Source organism: Polymorphobacter sp. (assembly GCF_051860865.1).
Lineage (GTDB): Bacteria > Pseudomonadota > Alphaproteobacteria > Sphingomonadales > Sphingomonadaceae > Sandarakinorhabdus.
Map to the genome: position 1 here is coordinate 1 of NZ_JBIMKZ010000010.1, position 19,526 is coordinate 19,526.

General features: G+C 67.8%; 20 protein-coding genes. 12 read left to right on the top strand and 8 right to left on the bottom strand.

Features of this window, described 5'->3' with window-relative positions:
- Window positions 1–126 precede the first annotated feature (126 nt).
- From ACTIFJ_RS03180 to ACTIFJ_RS03215, 8 genes are all read left to right on the top strand, one after another.
- A complete protein-coding gene (locus ACTIFJ_RS03180; RefSeq protein ID WP_439532638.1) occupies window positions 127–1,257 on the top strand; it encodes a YihY/virulence factor BrkB family protein in 1,131 nt (376 codons plus the stop codon).
- A gap of 44 nt (window positions 1,258–1,301) precedes the next feature.
- Window positions 1,302–2,243, top strand: a complete 942-nt coding sequence (locus ACTIFJ_RS03185) for a cation diffusion facilitator family transporter (RefSeq protein ID WP_439532639.1) — start codon at window positions 1,302–1,304, stop codon at window positions 2,241–2,243.
- A 62-nt stretch (window positions 2,244–2,305) separates the two neighbouring features.
- The gene (locus ACTIFJ_RS03190) at window positions 2,306–3,079 is read left to right on the top strand and encodes an enoyl-CoA hydratase-related protein (protein WP_439532640.1); all 774 of its coding nucleotides are present in this window, start codon (window positions 2,306–2,308) and stop codon (window positions 3,077–3,079) included.
- A gap of 60 nt (window positions 3,080–3,139) precedes the next feature.
- Entirely contained in the window at window positions 3,140–3,802 is a 663-nt protein-coding gene (gene hisG / locus ACTIFJ_RS03195; RefSeq protein ID WP_439532641.1) for an ATP phosphoribosyltransferase, read from the top strand.
- Window positions 3,786–5,072: a histidinol dehydrogenase gene (gene hisD, locus ACTIFJ_RS03200; RefSeq protein WP_439532685.1), complete on the top strand. Its 1,287-nt coding sequence runs from the start codon at window positions 3,786–3,788 to the stop codon at window positions 5,070–5,072. The genes hisG and hisD overlap by 17 nt, the downstream gene beginning before the upstream one ends.
- A gap of 40 nt (window positions 5,073–5,112) precedes the next feature.
- The gene (hemC, locus tag ACTIFJ_RS03205) at window positions 5,113–6,027 is read left to right on the top strand and encodes a hydroxymethylbilane synthase (protein ID WP_439532642.1); all 915 of its coding nucleotides are present in this window, start codon (window positions 5,113–5,115) and stop codon (window positions 6,025–6,027) included.
- 4 nt (window positions 6,028–6,031) lie between these two features.
- Window positions 6,032–6,694: a uroporphyrinogen-III synthase gene (locus ACTIFJ_RS03210; protein ID WP_439532643.1), complete on the top strand. Its 663-nt coding sequence runs from the start codon at window positions 6,032–6,034 to the stop codon at window positions 6,692–6,694.
- A gap of 9 nt (window positions 6,695–6,703) precedes the next feature.
- Window positions 6,704–7,723 carry a COG4223 family protein gene (locus tag ACTIFJ_RS03215; RefSeq protein WP_439532644.1) on the top strand — a complete coding sequence of 340 codons (1,020 nt, stop codon included), beginning with the start codon at window positions 6,704–6,706 and terminating at the stop codon, window positions 7,721–7,723.
- Between the two features lie 6 nt (window positions 7,724–7,729).
- On the opposite strand, the gene ACTIFJ_RS03220 is transcribed toward ACTIFJ_RS03215, so the two are convergent.
- Entirely contained in the window at window positions 7,730–8,428 is a 699-nt protein-coding gene (locus ACTIFJ_RS03220) for a YggS family pyridoxal phosphate-dependent enzyme (protein ID WP_439532645.1), read from the bottom strand.
- Complete coding sequence (locus tag ACTIFJ_RS03225) at window positions 8,403–9,116, bottom strand: hypothetical protein (protein WP_439532646.1); 714 nt, start codon at window positions 9,114–9,116, stop codon at window positions 8,403–8,405. Before ACTIFJ_RS03225 ends, ACTIFJ_RS03220 begins: the two co-directional genes overlap by 26 nt.
- 239 nt (window positions 9,117–9,355) lie before the next feature.
- Here ACTIFJ_RS03225 and ACTIFJ_RS03230 point away from each other — a divergent pair, with 239 nt between their 5' ends.
- From ACTIFJ_RS03230 to holA, 4 genes are read left to right on the top strand one after another with little or no spacing between them, the layout of a single operon-like run.
- Entirely contained in the window at window positions 9,356–9,793 is a 438-nt protein-coding gene (locus tag ACTIFJ_RS03230; protein WP_439532647.1) for a DUF3576 domain-containing protein, read from the top strand.
- A gap of 9 nt (window positions 9,794–9,802) precedes the next feature.
- Window positions 9,803–12,313 carry a leucine--tRNA ligase gene (leuS, locus tag ACTIFJ_RS03235; RefSeq protein WP_439532648.1) on the top strand — a complete coding sequence of 837 codons (2,511 nt, stop codon included), beginning with the start codon at window positions 9,803–9,805 and terminating at the stop codon, window positions 12,311–12,313.
- Window positions 12,303–12,806: an LPS assembly lipoprotein LptE gene (gene lptE, locus ACTIFJ_RS03240; RefSeq protein ID WP_439532649.1), complete on the top strand. Its 504-nt coding sequence runs from the start codon at window positions 12,303–12,305 to the stop codon at window positions 12,804–12,806. Before leuS ends, lptE begins: the two co-directional genes overlap by 11 nt.
- A 6-nt stretch (window positions 12,807–12,812) precedes the next feature.
- Window positions 12,813–13,820 carry a DNA polymerase III subunit delta gene (holA, locus tag ACTIFJ_RS03245; protein WP_439532650.1) on the top strand — a complete coding sequence of 336 codons (1,008 nt, stop codon included), beginning with the start codon at window positions 12,813–12,815 and terminating at the stop codon, window positions 13,818–13,820.
- Here the strand turns inward: holA and ACTIFJ_RS03250 are convergent, their stop codons facing one another.
- From ACTIFJ_RS03250 to ACTIFJ_RS03275, 6 genes are read right to left on the bottom strand one after another with little or no spacing between them, the layout of a single operon-like run.
- Window positions 13,821–14,681 (bottom strand): ParB/RepB/Spo0J family partition protein, encoded by an 861-nt coding sequence (locus ACTIFJ_RS03250; RefSeq protein ID WP_439532651.1) that lies wholly within the window; start codon window positions 14,679–14,681, stop codon window positions 13,821–13,823.
- A complete protein-coding gene (locus ACTIFJ_RS03255) occupies window positions 14,674–15,459 on the bottom strand; it encodes a ParA family protein (RefSeq protein ID WP_439532652.1) in 786 nt (261 codons plus the stop codon). Before ACTIFJ_RS03255 ends, ACTIFJ_RS03250 begins: the two co-directional genes overlap by 8 nt.
- Window positions 15,456–16,070 (bottom strand): 16S rRNA (guanine(527)-N(7))-methyltransferase RsmG, encoded by a 615-nt coding sequence (gene rsmG, locus ACTIFJ_RS03260; RefSeq protein WP_439532653.1) that lies wholly within the window; start codon window positions 16,068–16,070, stop codon window positions 15,456–15,458. Before rsmG ends, ACTIFJ_RS03255 begins: the two co-directional genes overlap by 4 nt.
- Window positions 16,067–17,905, bottom strand: a complete 1,839-nt coding sequence (gene mnmG, locus ACTIFJ_RS03265; RefSeq protein WP_439532654.1) for a tRNA uridine-5-carboxymethylaminomethyl(34) synthesis enzyme MnmG — start codon at window positions 17,903–17,905, stop codon at window positions 16,067–16,069. The genes rsmG and mnmG overlap by 4 nt, the downstream gene beginning before the upstream one ends.
- A 42-nt stretch (window positions 17,906–17,947) precedes the next feature.
- A complete protein-coding gene (mnmE, locus tag ACTIFJ_RS03270) occupies window positions 17,948–19,243 on the bottom strand; it encodes a tRNA uridine-5-carboxymethylaminomethyl(34) synthesis GTPase MnmE (RefSeq protein ID WP_439532655.1) in 1,296 nt (431 codons plus the stop codon).
- 3 nt (window positions 19,244–19,246) lie between these two features.
- Window positions 19,247–19,483 carry a DUF6489 family protein gene (locus ACTIFJ_RS03275; RefSeq protein ID WP_439532656.1) on the bottom strand — a complete coding sequence of 79 codons (237 nt, stop codon included), beginning with the start codon at window positions 19,481–19,483 and terminating at the stop codon, window positions 19,247–19,249.
- Window positions 19,484–19,526 lie beyond the last annotated feature (43 nt).

The window sequence follows — 19,526 nt, forward strand, 5'->3', positions numbered from 1 at the left end:
CACCGATGCGCGCGGCTTCACTGCGACCCAGCTCGAGATCGGGCTGACCCGGACCTTGAGCCTGCTCAGCGCGACTGGTTCGTTCGGCGGTTCGAATGTCACGCTGCGCTATTCGCGGGATTATTGATGCGCGGCGTCGACCGTCTCGCAGGCACCCGTCACTCCCGGTCCTGGTGGCAGCGCTTCGGCTGGGTGTTCACCTGGCTGCCGATGCTCATCGCCGTCGCCACCCGGGCATGGCTGAAGGCCGGCGAAAACAACAAGAAACAGCCTCGGGACGATCAGGCTGACGCCCCCCGGAGCCCCGAGGAAACCATCGCGCTGGGCGTGATGGCAGAGTCGCCGATCGATTATTCGCGCGCTGCCTGGATGGCCATTCTCCTTCGCGTCTGGGTCAAGAACGGCGAGCTGAATCTCAGCCTGATGTCGGCGGGCGTGGCCTTTTATGCCTTTCTGTCGTTCGTGCCGCTGCTCGCGGCGCTGGTGCTGAGCTATGGGCTGGTTGCCGATCCCGCCACCGTGTCCCGACACATGGCGACAATCATCGATCTCGTGCCGGAAGAAGCGGCGCGGCTGATCTATGAGCAGCTGGTCGCGCTGACCACGACCGCCGCCAGCCGGAGCGGCTTCGGCCTGCTTCTGGCGCTGGCCGTCTCGATCTACGGCGCATCGCGGGCGTCCCGCGCGATGATCACCGCGCTCAATGTCATCTACCAGCAGCAGGACAAGCGCGGCATCATCCGCACGACGGCCATTTCCACCATCCTGATTATCGGCGCGGTCCTCACCGGCATCGTCGGCGTGCTGGCGGCATCGATGCTCGGCTATGCCCAGGACTTGTTGCGCAGCTTTGGCCCCACGGCGATCACCCTGGGCCGCACCGTCACCTGGCTGATCGCCGGCGGCCTGTGCTGTTTCGCCATCGGCGCCATGTACCGCTTTGCGCCGGATCGGGCCGACGCCAACTGGCGCTGGCTCAGCGTGGGGTCGATCGCCGCCACCTTCCTCTGGCTGGCCGCAACGATCGGCTTCGGCATCTATGCGGCGCGCTTTGGCGATTACAACGCCACCTATGGCTCGCTGGGCGCGGTCGTCATCCTGCTGATGTGGCTGTTCGTCTCCGCCTATGCGATCCTCATCGGCGGGCTGATCAACGCCGAGACGGAACGGCAGACCGCGCGCGACTCCACCACCGGCCTGCCTCGCCCGATGGGGGCTCGCGGTGCGGTCGTCGCCGACATGAGCGCGGCGCAGTAACGCCCGGGTTTTTACCGCGCGCCGATCGATGCTAAGCAGGCCGCATGGGCGGTCACCATCATCATGAGCACGGGCACGGCCACCACGCGCATGCCGCGCTCGATCACGGTGCGGCGTTCCGGATCGGCATCATCCTCAATCTCGGCTATGTCGTGCTGGAGGCGGGCTTCGGCCTGGTCAGCGGCTCCATGGCCTTGCTGGCCGATGCCGGACATAATCTGTCGGACGTGCTCGGCCTGGCGCTGGCCTGGGGCGCCGCCGTAATCTCGAAGCGGCCGCCGAGCGAGCGTTTCACCTTCGGCCTGAAGCGCTCGACGATCCTCGCCGCCCTCGCCAATGCCGCCCTGCTGCTGGTGGCGTGCGGCGCCATCGCCTTTGAGTCGGTGCACCGATTCTTCGATCCGCGTCCGGTGCCGGGCGGCACGGTGATGATCGTCGCCGGGATCGGGGTGGTCATCAACCTTGGAACGGCGCTGCTGTTTGCCCGGGGGCGGCATGGCGACCTCAACATTCGCGGCGCCTATTTGCACATGATGGCCGATGCCGGCATTTCGGCAGCCGTCGTCGTGTCGGGCCTGCTGATCCTGCAGTTCGGCTGGCAATGGCTGGATTCGGTGATCAGCCTGCTTGTCGTTGCGGTGATCCTGCGCGGCACCTGGAACCTGCTGACCGAATCCGTGGCCGCCGCGCTCGACGCCGTGCCTCGCCATATCGATCCGGCCGAGGTCAGTGCGTTTCTCGCCTCCCAGCCCGGCATCGTCGAGGTCCATCACCTGCACATCTGGCAGATGGGCACCACCGATGTCGCCTTGACCGCGCACCTGGTGGCGCCGGCCGGCCATCCCGGCGACGCCGCGCTCCGGACCCTCACCCATCAACTCGAGCACCGCTTCGGTATCGGCCACGCCACGATCCAGATCGAATCGGGCGAGTCCCGGCATTGTCCGTCACCCTGCGCCATCGGTGACGCTGTCTCCGCAAGCTGAGGTGATGCTTGCGGCGACCCGTCGTCTCTGGCACCCCCTGCCGATCAGGAGGACATGCCGACATGACTGAAAAGACCCTCATCATCGAACAGCACGATGCCGTGACGCTGGTGCGCCTCAACCGGCCGCAGGCGCTCAACGCGCTCAACTCGGCCGTCCTGGCCGAGTTGATCGACGCCTTTGCTGCCTATGATGCCGATCCCGCGCAGCGCTGCCTGGTGCTCACCGGCTCGGAAAAGGCCTTTGCCGCCGGCGCCGACATCAAGGAAATGAGCAGCCAGTCGTTCGCCGCCATGTATGGCAGCAACTTCTTCGCCGGCTATGACCGGGTCACCGCCACCCGCAAGCCGTGGATCGCGGCGGTATCCGGCTTCGCGCTGGGCGGCGGCTGCGAGCTGGCGATGATGGCCGATTTCATCATTGCCGCCGATACCGCCAAGTTCGGCCAGCCCGAGATCAAGCTGGCGGTGATGCCCGGCATGGGCGGCTCGCAGCGGCTGGTCCGCGCCATCGGCAAGGCCAAGGCGATGGAGATGTGCCTGACCGGGCGGATGATGGCGGCGGCCGAGGCCGAGGCTGCCGGCCTCGTCGCGCGCGTCGTCCCCGCCGCCGAAATGCTCGACGAAGCGCTGAAGACTGCCGCCACCATCGCCGCCATGGCGCCGCTAGCGGCCATTGCCACCAAGGAATCGGTCAATGCGGCGTTCGAGATGACGCTGGCGGCAGGCATCGGCTATGAGCGGCGCCTGTTTCACTCGCTGTTCGGTTCGGCCGACCAGAAGGAAGGCATGGCCGCGTTCGTCGAGAAAAGGCCTGGCGTCTTCACCGGCCAATAGTTCACAGCCATGTTCGGGCTGCTGGCCAAGCGGTCGCGCCTGCGCTAAGCGCGCGGGGTCATGGCCAGACCGCTCACCCTCGCCCTTCCCAAGGGCCGCATCCTCAAGGAGGCGCTGCCGCTGCTCGCCCGCGCCGGTATCGTCCCCGAGCCCGATTTCTCGGATGAGGGCAGCCGCAAGCTGATGTTCGCCACGTCGCAGCCCGATGTGCGCATCATCCGCGTCCGCAGCTTCGATGCGGCCACCTTTGTCGCCTTCGGCGCCGCGGACATCGGCATCGCCGGCAATGACGTGCTGCTCGAGTTCGATTTTTCGGAGATCTACGCGCCGGTCGATCTCGGCATCGGCCATTGCCGGTTGTCCGTCGCCCAGCCAGCGACGCTGGACCGGGACATGAGCGGCATCTCCGCCGTGCGCGTTGCCACCAAATATCCGGGCCTGACCCGCCGCCACTTCGCCGCGCGCGGCATCCAGGCCGAGTGCGTCAAGCTCAACGGCGCGATGGAGCTGGCACCGCTGACCGGCCTGGCGCCGCGCATCGTCGACCTTGTCTCCACCGGCCGCACACTGGCCGAAAACGGGCTGGTCGAGATCGAGGTGATTGCCCGGATCACCTCGCGGCTGATCGTCAATCGCGCCGCCTGGAAAACGCATGCAGCGGTCGTGCCGCTGGTCGAGCGGCTGCGGGCGCTGGTGGAGACCGACCGTGCCGCTGCGGCTTGACGCCACCGCGGCGGATTTTCCGGCCCGCTTCGCCGCGCTTGTCGCCGATGTCCGCGCCGGCGGCGCCGATGTCGCGGCTGACGTCGCTGCCATCATTGCCCGCGTCCGTGCCGAGGGCGATGCGGCTGTCGCCGACCTGACGCGGCGCTACGACCATGTCGACCTCGACGAGATCGGCTGGGAGATCGAGGCCCCGGCGCTCGACGCCGCGCTTGACGGCCTGCCGGCCGACCTGCGCGCCGCGCTCGACCTTGCGGCGCGCCGCATCCGGGATTTCCATGACCGCCAGAAGCCTGCCAGTAACGACGCCGTCGACGCGCTCGGGGTTCGCACCGGCGTCCGCTGGGGCCCGGTGGATGCCGCCGGCCTTTATGTGCCCGGCGGCCGCGCCGCCTATCCGTCGTCGGTGCTGATGAACGCGATTCCGGCCGTGGTGGCCGGCGTCGAAACGCTGGTGGTGGTCACGCCGACGCCGGGCGGCACCCCCAATCCGCTCGTGCTCGCCGCCGCTCGCCTTGCCGGTGTCGACCGGGTGTTCCGAATCGGCGGCGCCCAGGCGATCGCTGCGCTGGCCTTCGGCACCGCGCGCATCCCCAAGGTCGATGTCATTACCGGCCCCGGCAATGCCTGGGTCGCCGAGGCCAAGCGCCTGCTCTATGGCACGGTGGGCATCGACATGGTCGCCGGCCCGTCCGAAGTGGTGATCCTGTCGGACGGCCGCAACGATCCGGCCTGGCTCGCCGCCGCCCTGCTGGCCCCGGCCGAGCACGCTCCCGTCCCCCAGTCGACCCTCCACCCCCCCCGCGCCGCCGCGGCCGAGGCGGTCATCACTGCCGTCGAGGCGCAGCTGGCAACGTTGTCGACCGCCACCGTGGCCCGCGCCAGCTGGGACCGCTACGGCGCCATCATCCTGGTGCCGGCGCTCGCTGACGCCGTGCCGCTGCTCAACACGCTTGCCGCCGAGCATGCCCAGCTGATGATCGAGGACCCGGAACCGATCTTCGCCCGGCTGCGCCATGCCGGCTCGGTGTTTCTCGGCCGCCACACGCCCGAGGCGGTCGGCGACTATCTCGCCGGCCCCAACCATGTGCTGCCGACCGGCCGCCGCGCCCGCTTCGCCTCGGGCCTGTCGGTCGTCGACTTCATGAAGCGCACTACCTTCCTCGATTGCTCGGCGCAGGGCCTCGCGGCCATCGGCCCGGCCGGCGCGCTGCTGGCCGATACCGAAGGCCTGCCCGCTCACGCCGCCTCGATCCGGTTGCGCCTTTGACAAGCCTTGCGAAACGCCGGGCGCCAGCACAAGGAAGATCATGACTTTCAGGCTTGGAACCCGAGGATCGCCGCTTGCGCTGGCACAGGCCAACATGACCGCGGCCGCGCTCAAGGCCGCGCATGGCTGGGACGATGACGGGGTCGAAATCGTTGTCATCAGCACCCAGGGCGACCGCGTGCTCGATCGACCATTGGCCGAGATCGGCGGCAAGGCGCTGTGGACCAAGGAGCTCGATGCCGCACTTCTGGATGGCCGCATCGATTGCGGCGTCCATTCGATGAAGGATGTCGAGACCCAGCTGCGCGACGGCATTGCGCTGGTCGCCATGCTGCCGCGCGCCGATGTCCGTGAGCGGCTGCTCGGCGCCGCGTCGATTGCCGACCTGCCCGAGGGCGCGATTGTCGGCACCTCCAGCCCGCGCCGGGCCGCCCAGCTGAAGGCGATCCGGCCGGATCTACGCACCGAGGTGCTGCGCGGCAATGTCGCGACGCGTATGGCCAAGGTAGAGAGCGGCGCCATCGACGCGACGCTGCTGGCCGCCGCCGGGCTTGACCGGCTGGGCGTCCGCGCCGGCCATCCGGTGTCGCTGGACGAGATGCTGCCGGCCAGCGCCCAGGGCGCCGTGGGCATTACCGCCCGCGCCGATGATGCCCGGGCCGCCGCGCTGCTGGCAGCGATCGACCACGCTGACACCCATGCGGCGGTGTTGCTCGAACGCGGCTTTCTCGCGGCGCTCAACGGCACCTGCCACAGCCCGGTCGCGGCGCTGGCCCAGTTCGAGGGCGATATCGTCCATTTCCGCGCTGAAATTCTCGCCGAGGATGGCAGCGAACGCTGCGTCGGCGCCCTTGCCGTCCCCCATGCCCATGCCGCCGACGAGATCGCGGCGCTGGCGGCCCGGCTGCTGGGCGAGGCCTCGCCGGCTGTCCGCGCGCTGTTTCAGCCGGCCTGAGGCGATGGCCCGGGTGCTGCTGACCCGGCCGCAGCCCGGCGCCGACGCCACGGCAGCGGCACTGCTGGCTGCCGGCCATGAGCCGGTCGTCTGCCCATTGATGGCCTATGTGCCCTGCCCCTGGTCTCCGCCCGACGCCATGCCGGACGCGGTGCTGCTGACCAGCGCCGCCGCCGTCCGCCATGCCGGCCCGGCTATCTTGCCGTTCCGAGCGCTTCCTGCCCTGTGTGTCGGCGCCCAAACCACGCGCGCCGCGCTGAGCGCCGGCTGGGACCGTGCCGAGACGGCCGGGCCGGATCTGGAAACGCTGTACCGCGCCGTCGCCGCCCGCGCGCCTCTGCGATTGTTACACCTGGCCGGCAAACACCGCGCCAAGGCCGTGGTCCCGGCCGGCTTGTCGATCGACACGCGCACGGTCTACGCGGCGCAACTGCTGCCGCTCGACGATCCCGGCGCCGTCGACGCGGCCATGCTGTTCAGTCCGCGCAGCGCCCGCCACTTTGCCGAGCAATGGGACAGCCTCTCCCGCCCGCGCGCGGCGCTGGCGCTGCTCGCCATCAGCGCCGCCGCGGCCGAGGCCGCCGGCCCGGGCTGGCGCGACGTGATTGTCAGCGACCAGCCCGATGAGGCAGCGCTGCTGGTGGCGCTCGCCCGCCTGTCGCTGTAGAGGATGGCGATGGACCCGAGCTTTGATCGCGGCGAAGTGGATCGCGCCAGCCTGGAGGCGACCGAGCGTCTCCGCCAGCGCCTCGCCGAGGAACGCAAGACCCGCCCCGGCGGCGCCCGCAGCCGGACGATGCTGCCCTGGGTTTTCGTTGGCGGCCTGCTGGTTTTCCTCGCCGGGATGATCGCCAATCCCTGGTTCGAGGCGCGTGTCCGCGACCAGCTGCCCTTCACCCCGTCCGCGCCGCCGGCCCCTGTCGTCGCCGAGGTCGAGGCCTTGCGCGACCGGTTGGCGCTGCTGGAAGCGCGTCCCCAGCCATCCGAGGACGCCCCGCCGCCCAATGAGCGTCTCGCCCGCACCGAAGCCCGGGTCGAGACCAGCACGGACCTGCTGGCCCGGGAGGCCGATCGCATCGACCGGCTGACCGCCGATCTCGCCACCCTGAACGCCCGGCTTGAAGCCGACCGGGTCCGCGACGAAGCCGCCACCACGGCGATCCTGTCGGCGGCCGACCGCGCCGAGGGCATGCTCGCGGTAATGCTCGCCCGGCGCGCCCTCGAAGAAGGCCGGCCGCTCGGCGCCATCGACGCGGCGCTCCGCCGGGCCTTCGAGGTGCGCTATCCGGCCGCCGTCAATGCGCTGGCGGCCTATGGCGCCAACCCTGTTCGTCTGGCGCAGCTGCGCCAGGATCTGGAGACCATGGCCGGCCTGGAGGGCGCGGCCGGAGGCCGTGGCCGCAGCTGGTGGGACATTTTCGGCACCCGCGTTTCGCGGCTGATCAGCCCCGCGGAAGGCCCGGATATCCCGGCATCGCGCAGCGCCGCCGACGCGGCCCTGGCCCGCGGCGATGTCCGTACCGCCGCCGGCCTGCTCCGGCGCCTGCCCGCCCCGCGCCCGGCCGCGCTGCAGCGCTGGCTGGTCGCTGCCGACCGCTATGCCACGGCCGAAGAGGCGCTGCGGACGCTGGAGACCGCCGCCCTCATCCCGCGCGCCTCGATGATCGAACTGGCGCCGTCGCCGCCGGCTTCCTGAGGCGGTTCAGTCGCGCGTGCCGAACAGCGCGCTGCCGATGCGGACCATGGTGCTGCCCAGCTGGATAGCGGTCTCGAAGTCGCCCGACATGCCCATCGAGCATTCACTCAGCCCGAGCGCGCGCGTCATCTTGTGGAGCAGCGCAAAATAGGGTGCCGGATCGAGATCGGCCGGCGGAATCGCCATCAGCCCGCGAATGTCCAGCCCGGCTTCCCGGGCTGTCGCCACCAGCGCCGGCACCTCGGCGATCGCGCAGCCGCCCTTCTGCGGCTCATCGCCGATATTGACCTGGACGAGGCACCATGGCCGCCGGCCCTGCGTATCCATCGCGGCGGCCAGCGCCTTGATCAGCGACGGCCGGTCGACCGTGTGAATCACGTCGAACAGCGCCACCGCCTCGGCCGCCTTGTTGGACTGCAACTGGCCGATCAGGTGAAGCTCCAGATCCGGCGTCGCCTCGCGCAGCGCCGGCCACTTCGCCTGGCTTTCCTGCACCCGGTTCTCGCCGAAACGCCTCTGGCCAGCCGCGATCAGCGGTGCAATGGCATCGGCATCGAAGGTCTTGCTGACGGCGACGAGGCGGGCGCTGCCCGGCGCGCGCCTGGCGCCGGCACAGGCGGCGGCGATGCGGGCCTGCACCTCGGCAAGACGATCAGCGGCGGTCAATGACGGAGATTGATCAGAAGGCGATGTTGGTGCCGACATAGACCGACTGGTCGGCCCGGTCGATATCGACCAGCGACGGCGTTTCGGTGCCGAGACGGTAGCGAACGCCGCCGGTGACCGAAAGGCGAGGCGCGACCATATAAGCGCCGCCCAGCGCCACCGAGTAGCGGCGCTCCAGCGGCGAGAAGGCCAGGACCGAACGGTCCTCGGCAGTGCCCTGCAGGCTGGTCCGCCAGTTCTTGCCACCATAGCTCAGGCCGACATCGACGGCATCGCGCTCGTTGCCGATGATCCCGTTGCCTGTCGCCACTTCCGAATGGCTGAAGGCGGTGTTGAGGGCAAAGCCCTTCCAGCCGACCGACACATCGACATTATAGGCGCGTGGCGTCACCACCATCGGCTCGGTTGAGGCAAGCGTACGGGCACGTTCAGGCGTCGCCGCCGCCACGCGGGTCGCCACGCCCAGCGACAGCGCCTTGCGATTCTCGGTCTGGCCGGACGGGGTGAAGCGGAACGCGCGCTCGACCGTCTGGGTGCGCGCCGAGGCGGCCCCCGCGCCGGGCACGGTGAAGCTGAAATTGGTCGGATCGGTGACACTGGCCTGGAACGGCGACAGTGCCGGCGTCTCGAGCGTGAACTTGGACTTGGCCGGCGCCTTGGCCGCCAGCACCGGCGCGGCGAAGAGGCTGGCGCACAGCAGCACTGCGGCAGGCAAAGCCTGCGCCACAGCGCTCCGGGTAGCGCGCGAATCGCTCTTCCTCGTCATGGAATCGTGACTAGCAGTGGTTTTTGCGACCGCCCACCCTTTTGTGCCCGGCAAACATCTCCAGCCTTTCATAAATTCGGCAGCTGTGTCCTGTTGTGCACACTATCTGCACCCCGGCTGCCGGCAGCGATCAGCAAGGCTTGGCGTTACCCTTCCGGCACGCCTATAAGCAGCGACTATTTCCTGCCGAAAGCTGCAAAATGCGTCGCCTTCCCCATGTCGTGCTCGGACTTGCCCTGTTGGCCTCGCTTGCTGCCTGCAACAAGGGGCGCAAGCCCCGGATGAACATCGTCGAGGCGCCCGCCCGGGTCGCCACCATCGGGGTCAACGCCTATCTGTGGCGCGCCGCGCTCGACACATTGTCGTTCATGCCGATCGCCCAGGTCGATTCGAATGGCGGCGTCATTGTCACGGACTGGTACAGCACGCCGCAGGCACCCAACGAGCGCGTCAAGGTGACCGTCTCGATCCTTGATACCGAGCTTCGTGCCGATGCGCTGCAGGTTGCAACCATCCGCCAGACGCTGGCCGGGTCGGGCTGGATCGATGCCCCGGTGCGCGCCGGCACTGTCCAGAAGCTCGAGGAAGTGATCCTCGGCCGCGCCCGCGACCTGCGCCGCTCGCAACTTTCCGGCTGATCATCGGGCATGACGACAAAATTCGATCACAAGGGCGCCGAACAGCGCTGGCAACAGGCATGGGACAATGCCGGCAGCTTCCGCGCCGATGACAATTCGCCCAAGCCAAAAACCTATGTCCTTGAAATGTTTCCCTATCCCTCGGGCCGCATTCATATCGGCCATGTCCGCAACTACACGATGGGTGATGTCATCGCGCGCACGCGCCGCGCCCAGGGCTTTGAAGTGCTGCACCCGATGGGCTGGGATGCGTTCGGCATGCCGGCCGAAAATGCCGCGATGGAGCGCAACATCCATCCCGGCGACTGGACCCGTGCCAATATCGCCGCGATGCGCGCCCAGCTGCAGCGGCTCGGCTTCGCGCTCGACTGGAGCCGCGAGTTGGCCACCTGCGAGCCCGACTATTATGGCCATGAACAGGCGCTGTTTCTCGACCTGCTGGCCGGGGGCCTCGTCTACCGCAAGGAATCGGCGGTCAACTGGGATCCGGTCGACCATACGGTGCTGGCCAACGAGCAGGTGATCGATGGCCGCGGCTGGCGCTCGGGCGCGCTGGTCGAGCGCCGCCGCCTCAGCCAATGGTTCCTGAAGATAACCGACTTCGCCGAGGCGCTGCTCGACGGCCTGGGCAGCCTTGAGGCCTGGCCCGAGAAGGTCCGGCTGATGCAGGAGAACTGGATCGGCAAGTCGCAGGGGCTGCGCTTCCGCTTCGCCCTCGAAGGCCGGGACGACGGTTTCGACGTCTTCACCACCCGCCCCGACACGCTGTTCGGTGCCAGCTTTGCCGCGATCGCTGCCGAGCATCCGCTGGCGCTGGAACTGGCCGAGACGCGGCCGGAGCTCGCCGCCTTCATCGCCGAATGCCGCGCCGGCGGCACCGCCACGGCCGATATCGAGACCCAGGAGAAGATGGGCTTCGACACCGGCCTGTCGGTCATCCATCCGCTCGATCCGTCGCGCCGCCTGCCGGTGTTCGTCGCCAATTTCGTGTTGATGGACTATGGCACCGGCGCGCTGTTCGGCTGCCCGGCGCATGACCAGCGCGATCTCGATTTCGCCCGCAAATACCAGCTCCCCGTGCCGCGGGTCGTGGCGCCACTGGGCGAAGAGGCCGTGGGCATCGGCGACGAGGCGTATGTCGGCCCCGGCCGGATGATCAATTCGCGCTTCCTCGACGGCCTGTCGAGCGATGAGGCCAGGGTGGCGGTCATCGCCCGCGCCGAGGCCGAGGGCTGGGGTGAGGGCATCACCCAGTACAGGCTGCGGGACTGGGGCGTTTCCCGCCAGCGCTACTGGGGCACACCGATCCCGATCATCCATTGTGAATCCTGCGGAGCCGTGCCGGTGCCACGCGAGGATCTCCCGGTCCGGCTGCCCGAGGATGTCAGCTTCGATGTCCCCGGCAACCCGCTCGACCGTCACCCGACCTGGAAGCATGTCCCCTGCCCCGGTTGCGGCAGCCCGGCCCGGCGCGAGACCGACACGCTTGATACATTCGTCAATTCCTCCTGGTATTTCATCCGATTCGCCAGCGCCCCCGCCGATCGGCCGTTCGACCGCGCTGTGGCCGAGCAATGGCTGCCGGTGGCGCAATATATCGGCGGCGTCGAGCATGCGATCCTGCACCTGCTCTATGCGCGCTTCTGGACCCGGGCGTTGGCCCATATCGGCCATCTGTCGGTAGCCGAGCCCTTTGCCGGGCTGTTCACCCAGGGCATGGTCACCCACGAAACCTACAAGTCCGAGGCTGGCGCCTGGTTGGAGCCGGGCGCCATCGAGCGCCGCGATGGCGGGGTGTTCGAACTGGCCAGCGGCGCGCCGGTGACGCTCGGCCGCGCCGAGAAAATGTCCAAGTCGAAGAAGAACACCATCGACCCGGACATGATCATCGAGCGCTACGGCGCCGACGCCGTGCGCTGGTTCATGCTCTCGGACAGTCCGCCCGAGCGCGATCTGGCCTGGTCGGAAGCCGGCATCGACGGCGCCTGGCGCTTCGTCCAGCGGGTCTGGCGCCTGGCGACCGAGCCGGTCGCGGAAACCGCCGCGCCGGACGAGAAGCTGCTGCGCCTGCTTCACCGCACCATCGCCGCGGTCACCGACGATATCGACCGGCTTCAATTCAACAAGGCGGTTGCCCGCTTCTACGAGCTGGTCAACGCCCTTGAGCGCGCCGAGCCGTCCGCCACCCGCCATGACGCCGTCGAGATACTGCTGCGCCTCGTCGCGCCGATGTGCCCGCACCTCGCCGAGGAAGCCTGGTCGGCGCGGGGCCTGCCCGGCCTGGCCTGCGATGCCGCCTGGCCGGTCGCTGATCCGGCGCTGCTCGTCGATGACCGGGTGACGATCGCCATCCAGATCAATGGCAAGCTCAAGGACAGTTTCGAGACCGAAAAGGGTCGCGACCGCGCCGCGCTTGAACTTGAGGTGCTGGCGCGCGACAAGATTGTCAGGGCGCTGGAAGGCAAGGCGCCCAGAAAGGTGATCGTCGTGCCGGACCGTTTGGTGAACCTTGTCGCCTGAGCGTCCCCTGCTCGTCGCCCTGCTGCTGGCGCTGGCCGGCTGCGGCCTCGCCCCCGTCTATTCCGGCGGCGGCAGCGGCCCGGCCGCCGCGAGCCTGCAGAATATCGCTGTGGCGCCGATTCCCGATCGTTCGGGCTTTCTTGTACGCCAGGCGCTGCTCGATCGGCTCGGCCAGACCGTCGCCAGCCCGCGCTACCGGCTGGAGGTCGAACTCGATGATCAGATCGTCGCCTTCGGCGTGCGCGGCGACAACTCCGCTGCCCGCGAGCGCCGCACGCTGCGTGCCCGCTACCGTCTCGTCGACACCACCAACAATGTCGTGGTGCTCGATGCCACCGCCGGCGCTGATTCGGGCATCGACCGTGTCAGCTCCAACTATGCCGTCGTCGCCGCCGAAGTGACCGCGCTGGAGCGGCTGTCTACCGATATCGCGCGCCAGATCGGCGCCCGTCTCGCGGTTTTCGCACGCGCGGCGCCCGCCACCGCCGGTTGAGGCCGGATGGCCGGGTCACCGCTCGAGGCGCTCGCCCGGCAGTGGCCGGACGGGCTCAGGCTGGTGCTCCTGCATGGCTATGAGCCGGGCCTGACCGCTGATCATGCCGATACGCTGACCCAGGCGCTGGTCGATCCGGCCAACCCCGCCGGGCTGGAGCGCCTCGCTGCCGACCAATTGCTCCATGACCCTCAAGCGCTTGCCGCCGCCGTCTCCAACCGGTCGATTTTCGGCGATCGTATCGTCGTTCGCGTCGATGGCGTGGATGACCGCGCGGCGGCGGCGGTCGGGCCGGTGCTGGACGGACCATGTGGCAACCCGCTGGTCCTGGTCGCCGGCCGGCTCAAGGCGACGGGTGCCCTGCTCACCCTTGTTGCCCGCAACAAATTGGCAACGGTCTTCGAGGTCAAGGCTCCGAATGCAGGCCAAGCGCTTGATATCGTTAAGGATATTGCGGCCTTGCTGAACATGCGCTGTGATCGCCAGACGGCGCAGCTGCTGGTCGAAACCACGGGCGGCGAGCGGTCGCTGCTGCGCCGTGAGCTCGAGAAGTTGGCGCTGTATCTGGACGCCGCCCCGGACCATCCGGCCACGCTCGATGCCGATGCCGTGCTGGCGGTTGCGGCCGGCACCGACTTCTTCGATCATGCCGGCCTGTCGACCGCCGCGATTGCCGGACGGTCGGCCGACGTGGTCTCGCTTCTGTCGCAGATCCCTGCCGGCGAAGGCGTCGTCGCCCTGCGATTCCTCGCCGGCCGTCTGGCGCTGCTAGGTGAAATCAGGGCGAAGATGGACGCCGGCGCGTCGGGGGCGAGCGCTGTTGACGGCCATCGCCCGCCAGTCTTCTACAAGGACAAGCCGGCCTTTCATGAGGCCTTGCAACGCTGGACGTCTCGGGGCCTTGCAGCGGCCTTGCAGGCCGTGCTGACGGCGGAGATGGCGCTCAAGTCGCGCGGTGGTCTCGGCGACCTGGAGGCGCAATCGCTCGTGCTGCGCGTCGCCCGGAAGCGCTGATCAGCCCTGGCCCAGCCTGGCGCACAGCCAGTCGAGCTGATCGAGACTGTCGAAGCGAACGATCAGGCTGCCGCTGCCGGCCTCGCCCCCCATCTGCAGCGCCACCGGCATGCCGATCTGCTCGCTCAGCTGCAATTCCAGGGCATCGATATTGGGGTCGGCCGGGGCGCTCGGGGCCAATGCATGGCGAGGCGCGGCCGCCTTCCGGCCCGCAGCCAGCTTCTCGGTGGCGCGCACGGAGAGGCCACGGTCGATTACCTGCTGGGCGAGCGCCGCCGGATCGGCCGCCCCGGCCAATGCCCGGGCATGGCCCATCGAAAGCTGGTTGGTCTCGACCATGGTCTGCACCTCGACCGGCAGGTCGAGCAGGCGCAGCAGATTGGCGACATGGCTGCGTGATTTGCCGAGAATGGCGCCCAATGCGGCTTGCGTATGGCCGAAATCGGCGATCAGCCGGGAGTAGCCGCGCGCCTCTTCCATGGCATTGAGGTCGCTGCGCTGGATATTTTCGACCAGCGCAAATTCGAACGCAGTCCGGTCATCGAGCGACTTTACCAGCGCCGGGATCTCGTGAAGGCCCGCCGCCTGCGCAGCCCGCCAGCGTCGCTCGCCTGCGACGATTTCATAGCGCCCGCCAGCAATATCGCGAACCAGGATCGGCTGCAGCACGCCATGTGCCTTCACCGACACCACCAACTCGGCCATCGAGTCGTCGGTGAACTGCCGGCGCGGCTGGTTAGGATTGGCGACAATGTCAGCGATCGGCAGCCGCGTGCTGCTGGCCACCGGCGGGTTTGCCGCCTCTTCCAAAAGCGCCGACAGCCCGCGCCCCAATCCCGATACCCGGCGCTTTTCAGCCACTTTCAGTCTCCAGTACAGCCCGGCCGCCAATACGGGCCAGGACTTCGCGGGCCAGCTCGACATAGGCCTCCGACCCCGCGCAACGGCTGTCATAGACGAGGCCCGGCAGGCCATGGCTGGGCGCTTCAGACAGCCGGACGTTGCGCGGGATGCTCGTGTCGAACACCCGCTGGCCGAGCACGGCGCGCACATCATTCGAGACCTGTTCGCTCAGCCTGTTGCGCCGGTCCACCATCGTCAACACCACGCCCAGCAGTTTCAGCCGCGGATTGAGGCCTGACCGCACGCGTTCGATCGTTCCCAGCAACTGGCTCAAGCCTTCCAGCGCAAAGAACTCGGCCTGCAGCGGCACAAGTACGGTGTTGGCAGCCACCAACGCATTGAGCGTCAATAGACCGAGCGACGGCGGACAGTCGATCAGTACATGATCATAGCGGTCAAGGTTGGCCAGGGCGTCGGCAAGGCGGTGGCTGCGTCGATCAAGATCGACCAGCTCCACTTCGGCGCCCGATAGTGCCGCGGTCGACGGAATGATGTCCAGCCCGGGTATGGTTGTCGAGACCACAGCCTCTTCAGCGACGGCATGGCCGACCAGCACATCATAAATGCTCGCCTTGCGCTTTTTGCGCTCAATGCCGAGCCCGGTCGACGCATTGCCTTGCGGGTCTGAGTCGATGATAAGCACTGAGTGGCCCGCTGCTACCATGGCCGTGGCCAGATTGATCGCCGTGGTAGTCTTCCCCACCCCACCCTTCTGGTTGGCCACGGCAATGATCATTTGCGAGCCACCCCCGTCGCCCGGACGATTCGGGCTTCATCCGATGTTCTACTGGCTATCAGTGTATGTTGGAAGCGATAGCGCCGTTCGGCTGCCTCAATCTCCTCGGCATGACGCGCGCCCTTGGGTAGAAGCCATAATGTTTCGGCTGAGGCATGGGGCAGGCCCCAGGTGAAAAGTTGCGAAAGTTGTGCCAAGGCGCGTGCTGTAATGATATCGGCCTGCTGCGGCGGGACATGCTCGATCCGCGCATTGACCACCTCGACCTGCGCCTCGAGACCAAGGCGGCGGCTCACTTCCTCAAGAAAACGGCACTTCTTGGCGATCGATTCGACCAGCTTCACGCGCGCCGAGGGGTCGCTGAGGGCGATGACCAGCCCGGGAAAGCCGGCCCCTGCCCCTAGGTCGAGCCAGAATGCGCCTTTTGGGGCAAGGTCCAGCAACTGGGCTGAATCGGCAAAATGTCGATCCCAGATATGGTCCAGCGTCGCCGGCCCAACAAGATTCATCTGCTCCTGCCACTCGATAAGAAGTGCGGCGTAAAGATCGAGCTTTTCCAATGTTTCACGTGGAACATTGAAGAGAGCAGCGAAGGTGGTCCGATCGATCACGCGGCGCGCCGGGTGAAGGGCAGCAGCGCGACGAGGGCGGCGGGGGTCACGCCCGCTATGCGGCTGGCTGCCCCGAGGGTTTCGGGGCGGGCTTTTGATAACCGTTCGATCATCTCGGTGCTCAATCCAGGCACGGTCGCGAAGTCCAGGGTTGCCGGCAGCGACAAGCCTTCGTCTCTGCGGAAGCTGGCGAGGTCATCTTCCTGTCGCGTGACATAAGCAGCATAGGACGCATCGACAGCCAGCGTCTCCATCAGGGCGATGTCCACGGCCTGCAGCTCGGGCCAGATCCGGCGGGCCTCTGCTGCGCCCAGCAGAGGGTAGCGGAGCCATTCGAACGCTGTCCGGATCACGCCGTCCTGGCGAACAGCGATGCCGTGCCTAGCGACATCGTGCGGAGACGCCGTCAGTCGATGTAGCAGCGCCAGTCCGTGCGAACGCTCGGCTTGCGCTTTCTGGTGGGTCGCAGCGCGATAGGTGTCGATCAGCCCGGCGTCAATCGCCACGCCGGTCAGACGTTCGGCGGCGTTGTCAGTGCGCAGCCGAAGGCGATATTCGGCGCGGGACGTGAACATGCGATAGGGCTCGGTGACGCCCTGCGATGTCAGGTCATCGACCATGACCCCGATATAGGCCTGGTCCCGGCCGAGCCGCAGCGGCGGCAAGCCAAGCGCCTGGCTGGCCGCGTTGGCACCGGCGATAAGCCCCTGGGCAGCGGCTTCTTCATAGCCTGTGGTGCCGTTGATCTGCCCTGCGAGGAAAAGTCCTTCGATTGCGTGGCAGGCGAGCCGTGTGTCGAGCGCCCTTGGGTCGACATGATCATATTCGATGGCATAGCCGGGCTTGAGGATCTCGCACCGCTCAAGGCCCGGGATCGTCTGGATGAAGGCGGCCTGGATGTCGGCCGGCAGCGATGTAGACAGGCCATTGGGATAGACGGTGATGTCGTCATAGCCCTCGGGTTCGAGAAAGATCTGATGGCTGTCCCGGTCAGCGAAGCGGACGACCTTGTCCTCGATCGACGGACAATAGCGCGGACCGACCGAATGGATGTGGCCGCCATAGAGCGCCGACTGGGCCAGATTGTCGGCGATGATCCGGTGCGTCTCGGCAGTGGTACGGGTGATCCCGCACGGTAAGGAGGGCGTCGTAGACGACGGAGCTGCGGAAAATTGCGGTTCGTCGGCATCGCCATATTGAAGATCGAGGGCGGCCCAGTCGATGGTCCGGCCATCGAGGCGCGGCGGCGTGCCCGTCTTAAGCCGGGCGACGGGCAGGCCGAGCGCCCTTAGCGCGTCGCCTAGCGTTGAGGCGGGCGCGTCGACGCGACCGCCGGGGCTGCGTTGCTCACCGCGATGCATCATGCCGCCGAGAAACGTGCCGGTCGTCAGCACGACGCTCGGCGCTTCGATCAGGCCGTGCGCGGTGTCGACGCCGACTACCCTGCCCGCCACCAGGCGCAGCTGTTCGGCATGGCCGACGACGATGCGCAGATTTTCATAGGCTGCGAGGCTGGCCGACATCGCGGCGCGATAGCGACGACGGTCGACCTGGGCGCGCGGCCCGTGGACCGCCGGCCCTTTGGAACGATTGAGAATTCGCGCCTGCAACCGGGCTACGTCGGCTACCCGGCCCATTACGCCGCCCAACGCTTCGATCTCGCAGACCAGATGGCCCTTGCCGATGCCGCCGATGGCAGGGTTGCACGATAGCGTGCCCGGGTCATCAGCGCTCAGCGTCAGCAAAATGGTGCGGGCACCGCGCCGCGCCGCCGCGGCCGCGGCTTCACATCCGGCATGGCCGGCGCCGACGACAAGAACATCACAGGTGATCACAGCCTCGCTTTACCGCTTGCGCAGCCAGTGTTCCACGTGAAACTATTTGCCGATGCAGAAGCGTGAGAAAATCACGTCGAGCAGATCATCGACATCGACGCGGCCGGCGATCCGGCCAAATGCGCGCGCCGCCAGCCGCAGCGCCTCGGCGCGCAGCTCAGGCAGCGGGGCCTCGGCCGCATCGCGAAGCGCCGCGCCGGCGTCGGCAAAAGCCTGCCGATGCCTGGCATGGGACAGCAAGGCCGGCTCACCTGGACGCAGCACCCCGAACGCCCAGCGGCCGAGATGCTGCCGTAACGCCGCAACCCCCTCGCCATGTTGTGCCGATATCGAAAAGCCGCCTGCTGGCGCTGTTGCCCGATGAATGTCCACCTTGTTCAACACCGGCAGGCCGCCCTCGGGCCATCGGGCATCCGGATTATCGGAGACATGCAAAACCAGATCAGCCGCTGCCGCCCGCGCCCGCGCCCGTCTTATTCCTTCAGCCTCGACCGGATCGTCGGTTTCGCGCAGGCCCGCCGTATCGATCAATGTTGCCGCCAGCCCGTCAAGATTGACTTGGACTTCAAGCGCGTCCCGCGTGGTTCCCGGGAGAGCGGTGACGATGGCGACATCGCGGTTCGAGAGGGCGTTGATCAGGCTCGATTTGCCGACGTTCGGCGCGCCGCTGACGACGATTGTCAGACCCTCCCGGATGCGCGCCGCGCGCGCGTGATCGGCAATCTGCGCCTCCAGCTCGGCGGCCATTGCGACCAAGGCGGCCGCCGCCTTCTCGTCGAGCCTGTTCGCCACATCGGCCTCGTCTTCGGCAAAGTCGAGCCCGGCCTCGGCTTCGGCTAATACATCCAGGCAGCGGGTCCGCCAAGCGTCGGCCAGTCGCGCCAGGGCACCCCCGCTCAGCGCCAGCGCCTGGTCGCGCTGCGCGCTGGTCTCGGCGCTGACCAGATCGCCAAGCCCCTCGACCTCGTCGAGGGTCATCCGTCCATTGGCAAAGGCCCGCCGTGTGAATTCGCCGGGCTCGGCCAGGCGCATGTCCGGCAGCCGCAGCAAGGCCGCCAATACGCCGTCGATCACCGCCGGCCCACCATGAAGATGCAGCTCGGCCATGTCCTCGCCGCTCGGACTGGCCGGGCCGGCGAACCAGACGACCAGCGCCTGATCGAGCAAGGTGTGGGCCTCTGGGTCCGTTAGCGGACGCAGCGACAGTCGCCGTACTTCGGGTAACGGCCCGGCGGTCAGGCGCTGCAATGCCGCCAGTGATGCCGGCCCGGACAGGCGCAGGACAGCAATGGCGGATGGCGGGCGCCCCGTGGCCAGTGCCACGATCGTCTGCGCCATCTGCTATTGCGGGGTCTTGGGGATGGCCGACAGCATCAGCTGGCGCCACTGTTCGAAGCCATCGGCAAAGCCTGGCATCCAGCTGCGCGCCACCTTCTCGAAATCGGCCGGCGTCAGCCCATCCACCATCATCGATTTCATCTTGTCGACATAGGCATCATGGACAGGCGCGAGATCGGGAAGCCCGAAAAATGCCCTCGCCTCTTCGGGCGTACATTCGATTTCGAAATGGACCTTCATGCCGTTCAACCTCGATCACCGCGTTCGACGTTGCCGTCTTGGC